Source organism: Oscillibacter sp. MSJ-31 (genome assembly GCF_018918025.1).
In the GTDB taxonomy this organism is placed as follows: domain Bacteria; phylum Bacillota; class Clostridia; order Oscillospirales; family Oscillospiraceae; genus Hominicoprocola.
Window position 1 is genome coordinate 1 of sequence record NZ_JAHLPT010000006.1, and the last position, 18,474, is coordinate 18,474.

Annotated in this window: 21 protein-coding genes and 1 pseudogene; 3 read left to right on the forward strand and 19 right to left on the reverse strand. The window is 40.5% G+C overall.

What is annotated here, in order from left to right; translation table 11 throughout:
- Positions 1–288: 288 nt before the first annotated feature.
- The 16 genes from KQI17_RS06020 to KQI17_RS06095 form a co-directional block, all read right to left on the reverse strand.
- Positions 289–807, reverse strand: coding sequence for a CFI-box-CTERM domain-containing protein (locus KQI17_RS06020; RefSeq protein WP_216495316.1), 519 nt, complete (start codon positions 805–807; stop codon positions 289–291).
- Positions 808–865: 58 nt separating this feature from the next.
- Positions 866–1,612, reverse strand: a complete 747-nt coding sequence (gene larE, locus KQI17_RS06025) for an ATP-dependent sacrificial sulfur transferase LarE (RefSeq protein ID WP_216495317.1) — start codon at positions 1,610–1,612, stop codon at positions 866–868.
- Between the two features lie 82 nt (positions 1,613–1,694).
- Entirely contained in the window at positions 1,695–2,402 is a 708-nt protein-coding gene (locus KQI17_RS06030; protein WP_216495318.1) for an ABC transporter ATP-binding protein, read from the reverse strand.
- Positions 2,393–3,178: an ABC transporter ATP-binding protein gene (locus KQI17_RS06035; protein WP_216495319.1), complete on the reverse strand. Its 786-nt coding sequence runs from the start codon at positions 3,176–3,178 to the stop codon at positions 2,393–2,395. Before KQI17_RS06035 ends, KQI17_RS06030 begins: the two co-directional genes overlap by 10 nt.
- A gap of 30 nt (positions 3,179–3,208) precedes the next feature.
- The gene (locus KQI17_RS06040; RefSeq protein WP_216495320.1) at positions 3,209–4,165 is read right to left on the reverse strand and encodes a branched-chain amino acid ABC transporter permease; all 957 of its coding nucleotides are present in this window, start codon (positions 4,163–4,165) and stop codon (positions 3,209–3,211) included.
- Complete coding sequence (locus KQI17_RS06045; RefSeq protein WP_216495321.1) at positions 4,158–5,027, reverse strand: branched-chain amino acid ABC transporter permease; 870 nt, start codon at positions 5,025–5,027, stop codon at positions 4,158–4,160. Before KQI17_RS06045 ends, KQI17_RS06040 begins: the two co-directional genes overlap by 8 nt.
- Positions 5,028–5,093: 66 nt before the next feature.
- Complete coding sequence (locus tag KQI17_RS06050) at positions 5,094–6,254, reverse strand: ABC transporter substrate-binding protein (RefSeq protein WP_216495322.1); 1,161 nt, start codon at positions 6,252–6,254, stop codon at positions 5,094–5,096.
- Between the two features lie 55 nt (positions 6,255–6,309).
- Positions 6,310–7,416, reverse strand: a complete 1,107-nt coding sequence (locus KQI17_RS06055; RefSeq protein ID WP_216495323.1) for a radical SAM/SPASM domain-containing protein — start codon at positions 7,414–7,416, stop codon at positions 6,310–6,312.
- Positions 7,413–8,060, reverse strand: coding sequence for a hypothetical protein (locus tag KQI17_RS06060; RefSeq protein ID WP_216495324.1), 648 nt, complete (start codon positions 8,058–8,060; stop codon positions 7,413–7,415). The genes KQI17_RS06055 and KQI17_RS06060 overlap by 4 nt, the downstream gene beginning before the upstream one ends.
- A 58-nt stretch (positions 8,061–8,118) precedes the next feature.
- Positions 8,119–8,463, reverse strand: coding sequence for an inorganic diphosphatase (locus tag KQI17_RS06065; protein ID WP_216495325.1), 345 nt, complete (start codon positions 8,461–8,463; stop codon positions 8,119–8,121).
- Positions 8,464–8,533: 70 nt separating this feature from the next.
- Positions 8,534–9,370, reverse strand: a complete 837-nt coding sequence (locus KQI17_RS06070; protein WP_216495326.1) for a hypothetical protein — start codon at positions 9,368–9,370, stop codon at positions 8,534–8,536.
- A 123-nt stretch (positions 9,371–9,493) separates the two neighbouring features.
- Positions 9,494–10,330, reverse strand: a complete 837-nt coding sequence (locus tag KQI17_RS06075; RefSeq protein ID WP_216495327.1) for a hypothetical protein — start codon at positions 10,328–10,330, stop codon at positions 9,494–9,496.
- The gene (locus KQI17_RS06080) at positions 10,327–11,418 is read right to left on the reverse strand and encodes a radical SAM protein (RefSeq protein ID WP_216495328.1); all 1,092 of its coding nucleotides are present in this window, start codon (positions 11,416–11,418) and stop codon (positions 10,327–10,329) included. Before KQI17_RS06080 ends, KQI17_RS06075 begins: the two co-directional genes overlap by 4 nt.
- A 33-nt stretch (positions 11,419–11,451) precedes the next feature.
- Entirely contained in the window at positions 11,452–12,591 is a 1,140-nt protein-coding gene (locus tag KQI17_RS06085; protein WP_216495329.1) for a hypothetical protein, read from the reverse strand.
- Positions 12,588–14,267 carry a hypothetical protein gene (locus KQI17_RS06090; protein WP_216495330.1) on the reverse strand — a complete coding sequence of 560 codons (1,680 nt, stop codon included), beginning with the start codon at positions 14,265–14,267 and terminating at the stop codon, positions 12,588–12,590. The genes KQI17_RS06085 and KQI17_RS06090 overlap by 4 nt, the downstream gene beginning before the upstream one ends.
- A 4-nt stretch (positions 14,268–14,271) precedes the next feature.
- Complete coding sequence (locus tag KQI17_RS06095) at positions 14,272–15,501, reverse strand: 3'-5' exonuclease (RefSeq protein ID WP_216495331.1); 1,230 nt, start codon at positions 15,499–15,501, stop codon at positions 14,272–14,274.
- 305 nt (positions 15,502–15,806) lie between these two features.
- On the opposite strand from KQI17_RS06095, the pseudogene KQI17_RS06100 reads away from it, so the two are divergent.
- Positions 15,807–16,313 (forward strand): annotated as a pseudogene (locus KQI17_RS06100) (CHAP domain-containing protein); the annotation flags it as partial.
- A gap of 90 nt (positions 16,314–16,403) precedes the next feature.
- Here KQI17_RS06100 and KQI17_RS06105 read toward each other — a convergent pair.
- A complete protein-coding gene (locus KQI17_RS06105) occupies positions 16,404–16,655 on the reverse strand; it encodes a hypothetical protein (RefSeq protein WP_216495332.1) in 252 nt (83 codons plus the stop codon).
- A 151-nt stretch (positions 16,656–16,806) separates the two neighbouring features.
- On the opposite strand from KQI17_RS06105, the gene KQI17_RS06110 reads away from it, so the two are divergent.
- Together KQI17_RS06110 and KQI17_RS06115 are read left to right on the forward strand one after the other, a co-directional pair.
- A complete protein-coding gene (locus KQI17_RS06110) occupies positions 16,807–17,022 on the forward strand; it encodes a hypothetical protein (RefSeq protein ID WP_216495333.1) in 216 nt (71 codons plus the stop codon).
- A 686-nt stretch (positions 17,023–17,708) separates the two neighbouring features.
- A complete protein-coding gene (locus tag KQI17_RS06115; protein ID WP_216495334.1) occupies positions 17,709–17,906 on the forward strand; it encodes a hypothetical protein in 198 nt (65 codons plus the stop codon).
- A gap of 109 nt (positions 17,907–18,015) precedes the next feature.
- Here the strand turns inward: KQI17_RS06115 and KQI17_RS06120 are convergent, their stop codons facing one another.
- Together KQI17_RS06120 and KQI17_RS06125 are read right to left on the reverse strand one after the other, a co-directional pair.
- Positions 18,016–18,234: a hypothetical protein gene (locus tag KQI17_RS06120; RefSeq protein WP_216495335.1), complete on the reverse strand. Its 219-nt coding sequence runs from the start codon at positions 18,232–18,234 to the stop codon at positions 18,016–18,018.
- 14 nt (positions 18,235–18,248) lie between these two features.
- A complete protein-coding gene (locus KQI17_RS06125) occupies positions 18,249–18,449 on the reverse strand; it encodes a helix-turn-helix domain-containing protein (RefSeq protein WP_216495336.1) in 201 nt (66 codons plus the stop codon).
- Positions 18,450–18,474 lie beyond the last annotated feature (25 nt).

Consider the following 18,474-nt stretch of genomic DNA (forward strand, 5'->3'; position numbering starts at 1 on the left):
TTTATTTGCCAATCTGGGTTGTTGGTACTATGAAATTCTATCGATTGGCTTCCGGTTTTCCGACAAAAAGCGGTTCGTTGCTCCCGACAAAACGGGGTCGTGAACTCCCGACACTAACACCTGCAAACAATTTTGCGCATAAATCTTGACGGGACCTGACGGGACCTGCCGTGAGCGGCAGTATGCCGTCGGGCATTATGAGATTCTTGGCTTTGGTTATTATTGAAGCAAAAATATAATCCGAGGCGGCGAAGAACATTCTTGCTTCGCCGCCTCGTAAGATGGTTTTTATTGACAACTGATTGCAATGTACTTCGAGCGCAATTTCAAAACGAAAGACTTATAACGCTCATACGCATCTTCGTACCGATGCGCCGCGACAAGAGAAACGCACGGGGAAATCATGTCACGGTAGATAGCATCCCAGATTTCGCTTGCCGCACTGGTATTGTTAATGCTTTCGACAATTCTGGGGGCAATTCGGTAATATTCTGCGATATCTTTCATGCCATTTGCACGGTTTTTCAAATAGTTGTCTCGGAATTCCCTTAAGATGTTCAATTCAAAGCAATCATTTGCTACCCCTCTGGCTTCGACGCAGGCGGTAGTGATAAAGCATCCTCCGTTGTTGGAGGAATCTCCACTATTATTGCCTCCCGAATAATACCTATCTGGATCAAGTCCGTTTTCACGCATGAACTCGTTAATACCCTTTTCGGATCGATACCCATAAATATCTTCTGAATATGGGCAACCGGAATCATAGAGATCTGCTTCTGCTTTGTCGTAATCGAAATAATCTGACATCGTCTTCTCCTCTTTCAAAAAGGCTTCGTTCCATTATTGAATCAAATATCCTGAATAGTCATTCTCTGACTTTCAAATCCAACATAACGTCAGCATAATTTTTTTTAAGTTCAGATAGAATAATCTCTCTATTCTCAATTATTTTTCCGATTTGGTCAGGAGTGACCTGAATTTTTGCAGCATTCCCAAATCGACGCACCCGGAAATTTATAAGGCCAAGTGACATAAGGAAATCCTCCGACGCTTCCGTTGCACTCAGTTTTTCTTCGGTAATTCTCTCTCCGAATGGAACTCTTGTGGCAAGGCATGCATATGCCGGTTTATCCCATGTAAAAAGCCCTGCCTCTTTGGAAAGCTGACGAATGTCCGCCTTTGTCAAGCCGCATTCTCGCAACGGTGATAATACGGAAAACTCACTTATTGCCCACATTCCTGGGCGCTTTTCTGGATCATCGGAAGCATTCGTTCCATCTATTAGCACTGAAAAGCCGTCGTTTGATGCCGCTTGTCGGATTGCTTGGAAGGTCAATCGCTTACAATGATGGCAACGATCTGCTGGATTATTGGCAACAATCTCCGAGGACAGCACATCTATTGATACTATCCTCAACGTAACATCCAATTCCTTGGCTAAACGAATGGCATCATTCAATTCAAACTGTGGCTGAAACTCAGATTTCAAAAAATACGCACGCACCTCAGCGCAGTACTGTTTTGCAACATATAATAAATAGGCGGAATCAACGCCGCCCGAAAAAGCAACCGCGACTTTTGGATGTTCATCAAAAAAATCGTTTAGTGTCATATTCTCCCCCTTACTAATATTATGAAAAATCCAGTATTGTCATACAGCAATGTTTTTATTCTCAAAGTGAGAATAAGTAATACTACATTCCAAAATACGCTTTCTTCACATAATCGTTATTACGAAGTTTTTCCGCTTTATCTCTCATAGTAACAAAACCTTTTTCAAGAACATAACCATCGTTGGCAATCGATAGCGCCATCTTTGCATTCTGTTCAACGAGAAGAACGGAAACACCTTCTTCAGCATTAATCTTTTTGACTAACATAAGAATCTCGCTTACTAATTTGGGTGAAAGGCCAAGCGACGGCTCGTCAAAAAGGATAAGTTTTGGTCTTGACATAAGCGCTCTTGCAACAGCAAGTACTTGCTGCTCTCCGCCCGAAAGAGAACCTGATAACTGCTTCTTTCTTTCCTTAAGAATGGGAAACAATTCATACATTCTATCAATGTCACTCTTGCATGTAGTGGAACTGTTGATATATCCTCCAAGTTCAAGGTGTTCAGCAACTGTCATAGTCGGCCAAATCTGTCTTCCTTCAGGACAATGCGAAATTCCTGCCTTTACTATGTCTTTTGATTTCATCCTATCAATTCTCTGACCTCGGAAAATAATTTCGCCTTTTAATATAGGGAGTAGTCCGCAGATCGTTCTAAGTGTGGTCGTTTTTCCGGCACCATTAGGTCCAACCATAGCGACCAGTGAACCTTCCCCGACCTGAAGATTAACTCCATTCAATACTTTGGTAGATCCATACGCCGCATGGACATCATTTAGCTCTAATAACATCCGCTACCACCAACATCCTCTCCTGAACCGAGATATGCTTCGATCACTCTTACGTTACTGGTTACTTCTTGTGGAGTACCAAAACATATATTTTCGCCGAAGTTAAGAGCCACAATACGATCAGATATTTTCATAACTAGGTCCATGTCGTGCTCGATAAGCAGTATTGTAACACCTGAATGGCGCAGATCATTGATCATATTCATTAGTTCTTTCGATTCAGTATGATTTAGTCCAGCTACCGGCTCATCAAGGAGGAGAAGTCTTGGTTCGGCAGCCATAGCAACTGCTATCTCAAGAACGCGTTGTTCGCCATAGGAGAGTTCGGCACACATAAAATCTTTCTTATCAGAAAGTTTCGTGTACTCAAGTATTTCTGTGACCTTATTCTTGGAGCGTTCGAGTTCGGAATAAAACTTTTTATTTCTGAGAATAATATCTAAAGTCGTAGTTTTGTGCTTGCTGTGTGTACCTACTAAAACTGCTTCTTCAACAGTTAATGAAGAGAAAACCTTCGTTTTCTGAAATGTTGTTACAAGGCCAAGGTTCGCAACCTTATATGCTTCCCAGCCTGTAATGTCCGTATTATTAAATGTAACCTTACCATATGTAGGCTTTTCAAGGCCTGTAACCATTGAGAAAAGAGTAGTTTTCCCAGCTCCATTAGGACCAATTAGACTTACAATTTCCCCTTTTTTAACGTCAAAAGATACATCTTTTACTGCAGTAAGTCCACCGAATATTTTTGTTAGGCCTCTTACTTCCAATAAAGACATTACTGCATCTCCTTTGTTGCCGTTCAATAGTTATTTCTTCTTTCTTGTTAATTTTGTGAACGCAGGTATAAAACCATCAGGCACAAATAATACAAGAAAGATAAGAATCAATCCGAAAATTGGCATTCTAAGCATATCGGCGAAACGTAAATATTCAGGTAGGAATGTGAAGAGAAATGCGCCAACGACAGGGCCCCATATTGTTCCGCGTCCTCCTACCACGACCATCATAATGATGTATAGCATAACATTGTTGAAATCGGCCATTTCAGGAGAAACCATCTGTGCGAAGCTGGCATGGAAGCACCCTGCAAATGCAGAGACTGCAGCTCCTATGGTAAATGCTGCTATAGAATAATGATAAGGTGAAATACCAAGACTGGCTGCAAGTGAGTCGGCCTGCTTAACAGCTACAAAAGCTCTTCCAATTTTTGAATCAATAATACGTTCCATAAGGAACTGTATAATGACAACGAAAATGAGTACATAATAGTAAATTGAAAGTTTTGAGGTTAACTGATTCCCGAAGAAAGCCATTCTCGGAATGCTAAGGATGCCGGCCTGACCATTTGTCATATCTGTCCAGTTTAATGCGACCAGTCTGACGACACGAGCAAAAAGGATAGAAATGACAATAAAAGCGCTACCTCTTGCTCTCATGCCGATTACCGCAAGCAAGAAACCAACTAATGCAGTCATAATCACTGCAATAATAGTTGATCCCCACCAGAAGAAGCCAAACTTTGTTGTTAAGATTGCAAAAACATACCCACCGATAGCAAAGAAGCCCGCCTGACCAAGTGACATCTGCCCGCAATACCCAAGGCAAATATTTAATCCCTGCGCAAGCATAATATAAATCAAGGCATTAATACATAAATGTCTTGAATAATCAGATGAAAAGACGAATGGAATGATGCATAGCACAGTTGTCCAACCAAGGAAGGTCAAAGAACTTCTCTTTATTTTTATATTCTTCTTATCCATTCATTCTGCTTCCACCTTTAGAGAAAATACCTTGAGGTTTGAAGATAAGAACTAAGATTAAAATGATGAAGGGGAATGCATCCTTATATGCTGATGAGATGTATCCGCCACCAAGTGCTTCAATAATACCCATCAGTAATCCGATAGTAATAGCGCCAATGAAGTTTCCGGGACCGCCTGCAACAACAACTGCCCAAGATACTGATATAGCCTTCGCACCCATTGTTGGCTCAAGAGAATAGGCAAGTCCGAGAAGAGCCCCGGCTATACAAGCCATTACTGTTCCAAGAATTGTACTTACTGAGTAAATGCGTTCTGAATCGATACCAACAAGCCGAGCGGCATCTCTCTGCTGAAAAGTAGCTCTGAAGGCCTTACCTAGTTTGGTGTATTTAATAATGCAAAAGAAAGCAAATAATGATACTGCTGACGCAAGAATTATGAACAGTCTTGCAGGCGTAACAGAAACTCTGCCGAGGAAAATTGTGTTGCTCTTAAATGGGCTCATAAGGTTCTTTGGCTGTGCACCCCAAATATACTGTGCTAGATTTGTAAAGAAGATTGACATACCAATAGTAACCAGTCCGTTTACTGTCATGTCATCTCTAACATATTTAAAAACAAGCCTATTAAGAAGATACCCAAGTATTATTCCGCATACAATTGTAAGGAAGAATGCCAACGCAAAAGGAAGTCCCAGCAAATCGAGAAATGTAAATGCAAAATATGCACCAAGCATATAGAATTCGCCATGAGCGAAGTTAGACACTCTCATTAGTCCGAAAATAATGGTATGTCCAATAGAAATCAACGCATATCCAGATCCAAGGACTATACCATTAAGGAGCAATTGCAAAAACATAAATCTCCTCCGCTGTTCTAACATTGGGGGAGAGAAATAATGCTCCCCCAACGCCCAAAAGCTCAATTACCTCTGAAGTGATACAGTAGTTGATCCAGCACAGACCGCCATACCTTCTTCGTTTTGAGAAAGGAACACCTCAAAGCCATATCCCTGCCCATTCTCATCGAATTTAATAGGGCCAGTAAGCATATTTATATCGGTATCCTTAAGCGCATCACGGATAGAAGTTGGATCATCTGGGTCTATAGCATTGTCTATGCCATTAGCGACTACTAATACTGCATTGAATTCACATGCTGCATACTTGTCAGGAGCTTTCCCATTAGTTACAGCACCATACAATTCTGTGAATAACGGGTTCATTTCCGTTTTGATATCAGGAAGGTATTCGACCATACCGTATACACCTTCCGCTGCTGCACCAGCTTGCTTAAGAAAGTCGCCTGATGCCCAGGAACCCTCGCCGATTATAGGACACTCAATTCCCAATTCCTGCTTCTGAACCGCAATACGAACTGCGTTTGCAAGGTTAGATACCGCATACACAGCATCAGGTTTGGACTCTTTAATAGCTGTAAGCTGTGTATAAAGGTCAGCATCTTCTTTATTTACAACCTGAACGGTTGTAGTTTCTGCGCCATGCAACTCAGCATATTCTTTGAATGTATTTACTGAACCAAGGCCCCAATCACCGTTCTCATAGATGTAAGCAATCTTCTTAATGCCAAGTTCATCAATAATCTTGCCTGCAAATGCATCAATATAGAGGTTAGAAATACCGACCGCACGGAAAAAATACTTATAGCCTTTCTCTGTAAGAGTTCCTGATGTGGCGATAGCTGTTATTAGCGGAATCTTGTTGGATTCTGCTACGGGCTGTACCGCTGCAGTACAAGAGGAGTTGAAAGCACCCACCAGTACCTTAACGCCATCGTAACTGATTAACTTTTCAGCCGCTGATGCCGCTGTATTAGGATCAGTTGCAGAATCTTCAAAAATGAGTTCAATTTTTTTCCCGCCTGCTATACCGCCATTTTCGTTGATATAGTTTGCGGCAGCTTTTGCGCCGTTCATAGCGCTCTCGCCATCATATGCCGATGTTCCCGAAAGCGGCAGAATACATCCAACAAGGATTGTATCTTCGGCGACTGTTGGCGCCGTTGCACAGCCAACAAGTGACAATACCACGCAAAGGCTCACAAGGAACGCAATTACTTTATTCATGTCTTTCTTGTATGATTATTTCAGAAGCGATATAATCATATTCCTTTTCTTTTGATTATTCCATGTGTTGCTTTTTTACTATATCACTATAAGAATCATCTGTGGGGGCAAAATTAGAGCTCTCGATTCCCTTAATCCATGCATGCACCAACTCAGCATCCGGCAGGAGGCTTTCATCAATTTCATTGTTCTTTATTGCATCGTATAGCGCTTGGCAAAATGGATGTGGCGCCAATAGTGTTGTCCCATTTGAATATGCCAATGATCTGCAAGATCCCAAACAAGTTTTCCAATACACGCATTTTGAACATGGTAGTTCGTAATCACTTTGCTTAATCTTTCGAATTTCCGCAAAATGTTTGCTTACCCAAATGTTTTTTAACATTTCTTGCTTTATATTGCCAGCCACAAACTCCCGATGATTAAAAGTGATCGGAGCACAAGAAGTCACGTCACCATTGGGCATAACTTCACATCTATGTACACCCCATCCGCATTTTTTCTTCTTTCTTTCCGGGAATATATCCGGTAATTCTATCATTACATTCGGGTAATTATCGATCACTTTTTTTCGTATTGCCAGCCATTCTTTAACTTCAAATAACGGGATATTTTTCCCATTACCAGTCGGACTATGAGCGAGGAAGCATCTGTTTTTTATTCCATTTTCCTTTGAAAATTGAAAAATATCATCTATCTCGTCGATATTTATTTTGGTTATTGCAGTTTGTATTCTGATATCACAGCCTAGGTTCGCAACTTTAAGAATATTCTCTTTTACCTGATGAGAATATCTTTCATCTCTCATTTTATTGCCATCGTAGCTAATTGCAAACGCCACTTTCCGAATTCTCTCTTCTCCCAACCCATCAATGATTTTGTCAACTAATACGCCGTTTGTCTCAATAGCCACTTTCAGCTTTTTCTCTAAGCAATACCCCATTGCCTCCGTAATATCTTGAGCAAATAGCGGCTCACCGCCACTGAAAGTGACTTTTTTGCAGCCCAATTCGATTGCTTGATTAACCAGAGACTTTATATCCGCAATTGATAATTCGCATTTTTCATTGAACCAGTCTGCCGCATAGCAATGCTGACAGTTAAAATTGCAACCAGAAGTAATCCTAATGTGCAAATCATTTAATGCCGGTATATCAGTCATCTTTTATTCTCCTCGTGGTTCATATTATGGCTTTGATAGCAAAGAGTCAAAATATAATCCGCCGTTTCCGTTTCACTCATATTGGAAGTGTCTAGTACAATCGAATTGAAATATTTTTGCGATAATTCCATTAGTCCAATGTCTCTTTTTTCAAATTTTCCCGAATCATTTAGTATTAAGAGATCATTTTGCGTTAGCGTCTTGGAATTGCTCTCAATTCGATTCAACAGTCGTTTCTTTCTTGAATCAATGTTTGCAGTCAGATATACAGAAATATTCGGAATCGGATGTTTAGGTGCTAACGCTTCAAATAATTGCACCAAATCAATATTGCCCTTTTCTTTATGGTAATTGATTGACCGCAACAAGAGCATTGAATCTTGGATTACGTTTTCTGTTAGTTCGAACTTCTTGATATCTGCAAGCAATGATACATAGTGTAAATACCCATATATTTCGTCATCATACAATTTTTGGGATTTTATCTGCTTTTCGAATTGTTGAATAGGATTGTTCTGCGATAGGCAATTGTTGTATATTTCCCATTTTTCTCCACTTCGCCCAGCAATTATATCAGCAATCGTCGATTTCCCCGCCAAATCCATTCCTTCAATGTGCAAATAGTATTTTTGAAATCTATTCATGTTTTCTCCCAGATGATCGTTACCAACGAAAATGTTCCCAGCCCGGCATTTGATTCACTTATCTTATTAAAAAGCCTTCGAAGTATTTTTCTTGAAAATGTATCATATCTAATATTTCCTCATCGGAATATTGTTTCCCGTCTATAGACACTATCCACTTATCTTCAATATCATTTGTTCTATGAAAAACAGCTATCACTTCTCCCTTGAATCGTTTTATCGGTATGTTTGTACCCAAAACATAAACATCTTGTTCTTCACCATCATTCGCAAATACATTTTCTACGTATCCATAATTAATTGGATATTCGATATTCGGATTGCTTGGATGTTGGCTCCCTATTGGTCGATCAATTATTCCAGCAACCGTTTTTCCGATAATGTCAAAGCCACCATTTTCCATTTATTACTCCCCTGGCGGAAATACGTCATTTATAAATCGATTTGGAACATCATAGATTCAGAAGCGTTCCTTATTCGTAATACTTATCCGGGAACTCTCTGAAGTCCTTGTTTTTCCTCGCCATTTTTTTGCAAATTGGGCAATCATAATCAGTATAATCCTTTAAGAATTGCAACACTATTTTAGTTGTGCGTTCTCTACAAGACCTTATCGTTTCGACATACTCTACTGCCGTTTTATTATTTTCTAGGCAATTGATATATTCGCTTCTGTTGTTTGGATCGCCCTTTTGAACTGCAACAGCGGCGTAGCACATTTGATTTAGCTTTGCAAGTGTTGCTTCGGGATCGCATGTTTGTCCCACAACATCCCAGCCCATCTTATTATAGAACTTAAGCTCTCCTTTGGTTTCAATACGTGGCCAACCATAAAACGAGACATATGTCGCATCTGTTTTTACCGGAAAGTCCATTTTCTTTGCAGCTTCACAAACGCGTTTTGTTAACTCTGGGCAAAATGGTTCAAACATTTCCGCATTATGGAAAGATTGGTTTCTGTTCCAATTAATGTGATATCCAGAAATCCCGATTAAATCTCCCAAAACATATACGGAACCCTGTGGCATGTCGGGATTAATGCCTCCGCAAATAAAAGTACCTATTACTTTTGAAATGCCACGATTTTTAATAGCCTCGATTGTCTGCTGGAAATTAATCTCATCCGACGGAACTTTTTGACCATTAAATCTTCCATAAACCAGCATAACTGGAACATCATAAATATATCCCTCAAAGCATCTATCTACCGGTCCAAATGATGTGTTTACAGTAACGCGTTTTAGATTGAATTCTTCGATCACATCATCACTTCTCATGATTAATGCAACTTTTGGTTCAAAGTCACTCATTACAATTTCTCCTTGTTCCAAAAATCATTTTTGCAAGTATTCATCACTTACAGCGATTCTTCCATATTCAGAAATATTAAACCTTGATTATGAACTGACAACAAGTATACGGTTGTCTGCTCTTCATTCATAATACTTATCGGGGAACTCTCTAAAATCTTTATTTTTTCTTGCCATTTTTTTGCAGATGGGACAATCATAATCCGAATAGTCTTTCAAAAACTGTAGCACGATTTTTGAAGTACGCTCTCTACAGGATTTAATTGATTCAACATACTCGGTAGCTTGTTCTTTCTTTTGTAAATCACCAATATAACTGCTCCGACTATTAGGATCATCTATTTGAACCGCGACGGCTGCATAACACATTTGGTAAAGCTTTGCGAGTGTTGCCTCGGGATCACACGTCTGGCCGATAACATCCCATCCCATTTTATTGTAAAATTCTAATTCTCCCTTTGTTTCGATTCGTGGCCAACCATAGTTTGAGACATATGTTGCATCTGTTTTTACCGGAAAGTCCATTTTTTTTGCAGCTTCACAAACGCGTTTTGTTAACTCCGGGCAAAACGGTTCAAACATTTCCGCATTATGGAAAGATTGGTTTCTGTTCCAATTAATGTGATATCCAGTAATACCGATCAGGTCTCCTAAAACATATACTGATCCTTGAGGCATTTGGGGATTGATGCCGCCAACGACAAATGTGCCAATTACTTTAGAAGCGCCCCTATTTTTAATTGCTTCAATTGTCTGTTGATAATTAATTTCATCCGATGGCACCTTTTGACCATTAAACCTTCCATAAATGAGTAATACGGGAACATCAAAAACATATCCCTCAAAGCATCTATCTACTGGTCCAAATGAAGTATCGACCGTGACTCGTTTCAAATGAAACTGATCGATTAGATCATCGCTTCTCATAATTAGTGCAACTTTTGGGTTGAAATCACTCATTCCAATTTCCCCTTATTCCCAAAAAATAATGTGGGCAAGTAATCGTCATGCACAGATATTCTGCCATGCTCTGGTATGGAAAACTTTCTTTCCGGTAATGGGAATCCGTATCTCTTTGGGCAATATGGATCTCTTTCAGCTAACGTTCCATACCACAGTATTCTTCTGTCAAATACTCCACCCCTACACTTGAAAACAATTTCGCAGCCCGCACATTCTTTCGGAATGGTCGCTCCTTCGAAATCTTCAAAATTTATTCGAGAGAGGATATTTTTTTCCTTGATGCTATACTGGTTGCTGTACTTATCCGATATTAAATAGGTTGATGGACAAATCTTTCCGTCTGGCAAAATTCGAATACTACCTATTCCCGTATTTTCCTTAATATTTGCATCATTTGAAAAAAGGTTTCCGATAAGAACATCACTCAGCCCTAAGACTTGATATTTTTTGTTAATATACTCTAATGCTTCTACTAAGGAATCGTACTTCAAAATAAACCTTTTGTTTATTTCTTTGTTCTCACTAACAGGTCGATAAATGTTTAGTCTTAAGATCGCATCATATGTCTCGGCTATCTTGAACAAGCCATCGATATTATCTTTTTTTATTGTGTCTTCGAATCCCACAAATACGATTGTTGCTTTTTTGCCGGTGTTTTTTAAGATAGATAGCGTCTGGAGAGCCCAATCGTATGCAGACTTTTGTCCTCTAAATGAGCAATGCTTCTCTCGGTCAGCAAAATCTAGCGAAACATCGACTTCATCAATAGATTTCAGAAAAATGCGTTTAAGTTCCGGACTGTCGGTTATTCGTTGTGAAATATAACCGTTGGTGGTAACTGATTGTGCTATGGTCGGATAATTGTCGCGAACGTACTCAATGAAGCAAAAGAAATCGTCAATTACTGCATTTTCTCCGGTTCCATAATTTATTGAATCGATCTGTTCGTGGTTTTCGTCAACGAACCTAATCCAGTCAGAAATTGAAATGTCATTCGTTTTTTCTCGTGTCTCATGGCTATAGCAAAAGGAACAATGCATATTACATAAACTCGTTAGTCCCCAGCCAATATTGTATTTTCTCATAGTCTGACCTTTTTTCTGCAATAAGTGTTTCCCTCAAATGGATGCCAGTTCTTTGTTAAGTTCTCTCAATGCATGCCAAAGGGATGTAGTAGTAATCTTTAATTTATCTCCTGCAATGCACTCAAAAACAGGAGGATAACCGGGCTCGCTCCTAAGCATTTCTAATCCGGAAGAATAATTTCCCATACCTTTAATCTTATGTGGCATTGGGCCGGCAATTATCCCATTAATTCTGTTGCTATATCTCATTTTACTGAAATCCATGTTTGCAATCTTTTCATAGTCATCAAACATTTCAATAGTGAAGCCATACTGTTTAGAAATGCCGTGCAGTTTATTCTTGATAGAGGGCTTGTTTAATGCGCCAATAAATCTTATTGTTTTCCCTCGCAAGAACCTTAATTCGGCGTCAGGCAAATCAGGAACATCAACAACCTCCAGGACCTGTTGCGGTTCTTTCTTTTCAAAGTATTTCCCTGCAGGGGCATGCGTATTAATCCCAGTCGCTGCTTCCTTGACGACGATAGAATCTTCGTCCTCATCCCACAAGACAAATTCCTCGTGGGTAATGCCAGGTTCGACATACTTTCCCGGGTTTTCAACATATGCCGTAAAGTCATCAAACACATCTTGTACTGATTGGGGAAAACGGGTCCGGTCACATCTATGGTATTCTTTAATAAAAACGCTCTGAAACCGCGAAACGAACAATTCCTTATCTTCTGTAGCCACAGTTGCAGACAAAAAATTATTCTTGTAATAGTTGAATAATGACTCTACAGCAGCAGCAAGACGTTCAAGCTGCTCTGCTTTATTTTGCCCACAAGCAGTAATAATTTTCTCAAAAAGAGCAGATGGATTCTCTATAAAGTAGAGAGGAGTTCGCCTTCCGTATATAATAATCTCATAGCGAATAAACCATCCCGGCTTCGTGCTAGACGTAGAACTAAACGCAACGCTTTTGAATAACTGCATTATATTGTTTGAGTGAATATAGTCATTCCATGAGATATATTGCTGTATTAAGTCGTGGCAAATTTTTGAAAAAACTCTTGAGCGGATTTCTTTCGTTTGCGCAGGAACCGCATCAATACCGTTTAACATCAATTCTTCATATATTCTTTCAATGGAATCAAGATTTGATATTTGGTTGATGTCTTCTTGCTTTATCACCGTATCTCACCTTCCTGTGTCATGGTAAAAAGGTTCATCTCTTCATCAGGCTTTTCAGAAGCCTGATGCGTTTTTTTTGATGTTTTCTTTTTTGAAGTTTTTTTCTTTGACAAAGTCAAGTACTGTTTATGAATCTGAGGCGCAAACATCGTAATATCTGCTTCTAACGCATATGATTTGGACAGTGCTTCTTTCAACGCAACATACTGGAACGGAAGAGTTTTTGAAAGAAGGTCGCGGAGTTTTTCCACAAGCGCCTGAATTTTGTCGTCTGTTTTTCCAACGCAATAGCAATACTCAATTTTAGTATTTATATAAGTGCAGCGATAATTCCCAACCATCATTTCGTCGGGTTTTAATTTAATTCCATTGATTTTCTGGAATGCATCTACCGGGATTAAGCTGTAAGAAGTATCTTGCCAGTCGGCTACTTGAGCCTCGCCAGCGTATACAACTTCGGGGTTCTTAAACTCCTCATATATGCTCTTCATTCCATTTTTGATAGCCCAAAGTGAAAGAAGGATAGGGACGCATACTGTGCCATTAAGTCCAAACTCAGCAATGTTTTCATTTATGCGATCAAAGCCATAGTCAAAAAACATATATAATGCATAAACTGGGAGCACAACATCTCTGTCATTACGAAGAATAGCTATCCGGTCTCGCGCTCTTAAATCAGAAAGGCATTCCTCTACATGACACCTGACATTCCAATCGGTTATTCTATCTAAGAGCATTGATTTGAACTCTGCTTTATCCTTAATATCATAATCAAGCAATGTAGAAATAACGATTGAATAGAAGTTTCCACTATCCTCTTTACCTTGCGCAACACTTTTTAGCTCATAATAATACTGCTCAAGTAAGCTGTTCGGCTTTTTGAGATAACACGCGAGGTCAAAAGGCATGTTAGGATAAACAGAGGACTTGATATACTCTTCGAACGAGCAATCATACCCTAATAACGAAAAGAGCGTAGCATCCAATTTGCCATTGAGCGGGCGATTCCCTTGGATAAGCATTAAATAGCCTGCAAGCAATTTGTTTTTTAGGTTCACATATTCGTTGTTTTTTTCTTCTTGTCCAATGGAATTAGACAGATCGACACTGCTTAAGTCAAATTCATCCATATCGTCTAGGAACATCGATACTTCATCACCAAATGAATCATTCGCTTTGAGGCTGGCAATGATAGCATCTACCACCCCATTTGAAAGAACTGTTTTTGGTGAGTACGGTTTTTTGCTAATCAAATGAGATGGGACATAAAGCGTTGTGTCGCCCTGCAAAAAAACGAGTTGCTTTTCAAGCGCAGTAATGCTTATTACATTGCTGAAAGGCACGGAGTTTTCAAGATGGTATGCAACCGCATTTGGAAAATCTGATATCTTCCCAGTGTGAATGCTCCCGCTTTTGTCATATGAGGTTGCTAAACACTCATTGCTGATATACACCTTCACAACGACAGCAACATCGTAGCTTCCGTTGCAGCATCGCTTAATAACTTCATCTGGTGCTATCGCCTTGTTGAAATATAGAACGCCTCCAGACATATTATCGGACAATGTATAGTTGCTCTGAAACTCATCCTCAATAGGGGCTATTTCATTGTTAATCATGTACCTTTTCAAGGCCGATTGATTTGTATATAAGAAAACTTCAGTAAAATTGTCCATGAATTCACCTCATGATTTTGAATAACGCTTCATTTTGCTTTATTACATTGAGTACGGCACAGTTGTAATCGTATGAGCAATTAAAGGTAAGTGTCAACTTGTCTTTTGCTCTCGTAACAGCAACATAAAACTTATTCTTATCAGCTGGAGTATTTAAGTCGAGTTTCTGGCAATTCATTATGTATGCTTCGTCAAATTCCATTCCTTTTGCACTCTTAAAAGTAACGAGGAATACGCCAGTCTGGTTTAAGTTGTCAGCCTTTTTCATGTTGTCTGTATAACCATATTTATAGAAGAACTTCGACCTTGGGATGATACCCTTCGATACCGCATTATCCATCAGTTGTTTCAGCAATTCGAATGATTCTTGGTCAGGCACAATGATACCCACCTGCTTATTCATCTGGTAAGCGGTATCTGCTAATTGATCTATCATGGTTTGTGTTGCATTGGAAAAAATAACCTCTGGCAATTCACCGATGCTTCTCTTGCAAACTGTGGTCCTCAACGACAGCGCATTATTCCCGTAATTATTATAAAAAAGCTTTGCGACTCGCTCAATTGACACCGTGTTCCTAAAGTTATCTACCAAGTCATAAAAAGACTCTTGCAACTTCAATGCCGACAGAATTCTATTGCAGTCGAGTCCGGCCTTTCGAATCAATTCGACGTTTGCATCTTCATTTTCTCTGCCGACTTCTTGAGCATCATCATACGTCACAACAATCCGATCTGCAATTTTGCTGAAAAAATCGTATGCTTCATTTGGCAGATCCTGACCTTCATCGATGAATATGTCATTATACCGAATCTCTTTTTGCGCATTGGATGGCAATTTGCAGTAGCTATTATACAAGTTGTCCCACTGAGGCCATCCGGTTTTTCCATATCCGTATTCTCTGTTGATAACATCCCTGAATTTTTGAGAGCGGTAATCTCGCATATGCTCATTTTCGAATTGGTTTAGCGCCTGTTCCATTTTTGACCCCAATTGCCAGCAAAATGAATGAACCGTATTTGAATCGACAGAACAACCATTTATCATCCTGCTCAGCGGATTGGAGTAAGTCAACAGGATCTGCTTTGCATTTCCATTTTTGCTCATCCCAGACATTGCCAGTACGGTTTTCCCTGTACCCGGGCCACCAACGATTGCTATTTTTTGTTCTCTTGAAATCATATTAACAATATGATTTTGAATAGGACTTAGTTTGCTGTTGTCTAATCTTTCCATGCTATATACCTCTCAAAAGCAACAATTATCCTGTTGGACCAGTACACCTCTTCTATTGCTCAGTATTCACAGGTCAAAGTACAGTATAGTATATAACATCACTGCCAGGAATTCAAGAAAAGTACGCTGTTTTTCAAAAGCACAACAATGAGACAATCTATTATGCTGTAGGTTTTTTGGAAGACGCTCTACAGCAGAAGCGTCAGGTTTCCTTTAAGTATTTTGATCTCGACGAGAATGCTCATAAAGTCTTTCGGCGAGATGGTCTTTTATATGTTATGGAGCCAATTTCACTAGTTTTCAACGAGGACAACTATAGTCCTCTTTGGATGTCTGTAATCTACGGAATAAAGCTCGGCGGCAGCGGCGGCAGCGATGATATTGTTGCCGTGGCACTTTCCCAGATCGGCAATGTCGGCGGTGAGCCGTACTGGTCATGGTACGGGTTCAACTCCCGCGTAGAATGGTGTGCCTGCTTTGTGAGCTGGTGTGCCAACGAATGCGGTTATATTGAAAGCGGCGCTGTTCCTTTATATGCGTATTGTCCCTTTGGCGTGGATTGGTTCAAATCCCACTGCCAATGGATGGATGGCAGTGAAGCGCCGGAACCCGGCATGATTATCTTTTTCGATTGGGATGATCGCGGCTCCTCCGGCAAGCAGGACGGTTCCGCAGACCATACCGGTATCGTTGAGAGAGTGGAAGATGGCATCGTCTACACGGTTGAAGGCAATTCCAGCGACGGCTGCCGTGAGCGGCAGTATGCCGTTGGGCACCATGAAATCCTCGGGTATGGGGTGATTTCCGGGTAGTGTCTCCTCTTTTGGTAACAAGAGTTCTGCCGATACTATCAATATGGGCAAGCGCGATGTCCCTCACATAAGGGCATCGCGCTTGCGATTTTATTTGAGTTCATCAAGTTCATATAGAGCGACTGAGCTTTGTTCCAAGAAATCCTTCCAAGCCTTTTCTATGTCGTAAAGCTCATCATCTGTTTCCCCTCGCAACCGCAATTCAGCCAGAACGCTCTTCATCAGATCAAGGTTCGGTTTTCTGACCGTCAATTCTCTTTTCAAGATATCGTTCAAGTCCTTTACGGTCATGTTTGATAGAGCGATATTCTCGCTCAAAGGGCACATATTATCCATGTCCATTCGTTTTCTCCCGTTCTATTCATATTATTGATCCTCATTTGCAAGGTTAATTACTTTTTTTCCGGTTTTTTCGGCATAGTCAATAGCCTGATATGCCCCGCCCTTTTGATGATTTACATATGATTTCCGAACCCTCCATTCGGAAGAGGAAATGCTGAAAGAGATCGCCGCCATTACTGCGCCTCTCATTTCAAGGAATGAACGAACCATTGTTTTTACAAAAAGTGATGTGATCTCGGAAAAGGTTGCAGATGCAATCGGCTGGGAAGCGGATATTGTCTCCAAAGAAAATCCGTCTGCTTATTATCATTTTGCTGCCGGAGAAAGCAAAGTTTTTGTCGCAAGTGATGAGTTAGGTATATTGTAACCATAATCGCACCAGAAGGGAGCGGTTATGCAGCAGTTTGCCCCCATTTTACCCAGAAGTTGATATAGAATTTTTTGCTGCCCTTGTTCATCCGCAGGAGAGAGCTGATTGTATGTGGGATAATAAGACTATCAAAGCAATGGTGGTGTATGCGTAATTGTGCGGCAGGTCGCGAGGATGCCCCTCTTGATACCCCCCTTTGTTTGAGGTTAAATTTGCGGTGGGAAACATTTTTAAGCCCTGAAACCGTTGCGGCGCAATGAATACGAGTTTGCGGGCCAGCGCAGTACGGTCTCAAGGCCGCCCGTCGCGCTCCCCAGTTCTCCAAGCGCTAAAAAAGTTCTCTTTTCCCCGGAAAACTTCGGTTTTCCGGGGTTTTCTTATGCCTTTTGTTGTAAAGCATTGACATGCCAAAATCTGAGGGGACAAAATTCTGAAATTATAGACAACAATATCTTGTGGTTTGTCGTAAAATGCACCACAATTTTAGTGGTTACCATTTGAGGCTATTGGCCCATTTTGCCCTGTTTTTCGGGCTTAGTGGTTACCATTTGAGGCTATTTTTTGGCCCCGAATTTTGCTCAAAAATCATAGTGATTATGATTTGCTCTTTCCTCTTGAAATTGTGATTATGGTGCGCTATTCTCAAGCTACCGTATCATCACGGGAATTTCGTTGGGAGGATCATGATGTTCACAAAGGACCAACTTAGTGCTCTTTTACACGCCAATGGAAAAGAAGGTATTATGGCCACCGTAAACCAAATACCGGAAGACGAACTGAGGAACGCACTCGTTCTGGCTGTTACTATGTACCAACAGCAGGCTTCAATATATGAAGACTTGCTACGCCAAAAGGCTGCTGAGATACCTTCAGGAAACTGACCGCCTTTACGAATATCGCTTCATCAGATGAAGGGGAAAGCACTTGGCAACTTACCGATTGCCAAGTGCTTTTCATGGTGGTGTATTGAGGATACGAATGATCGCATCATCACTCCTCCTGGTACTTGTTGATGAGGTTAACTCTAGGGTTGCGTTTTGCATCATCCAATTCTTCTTGGGTGTAGGTGAATGGGATACCATTGCAGGCCACGCACGCTTCCATAAATAGGATGATTGCGCTTTCGAGTGTATATCCCAACGGATTCAGCACAGCAGTAACTTGATCGTATAATTCCTGCTCAATCTCGAATATCATCACGGTTTTCATCTGACTTGACTCGCCTACTTTCTTCTGATCTTGGGTTCTCGATCCTCGCGTTCCACCCGTTTAAGGTACTTGTCGATGTGTGCCTGTGTAAACTGCACCTTGCAGCCAGGGTACTTCTGATAGTAGCCGATTTTTCTCTCCTGTCTCAAGTTATCCAGCGTTGACAACGATACGCCGAGCATTTTGGCCGTCTGCTTTCTTGAGAACAATTCCATAGATGCTTCTCCTTTCACTATGAGT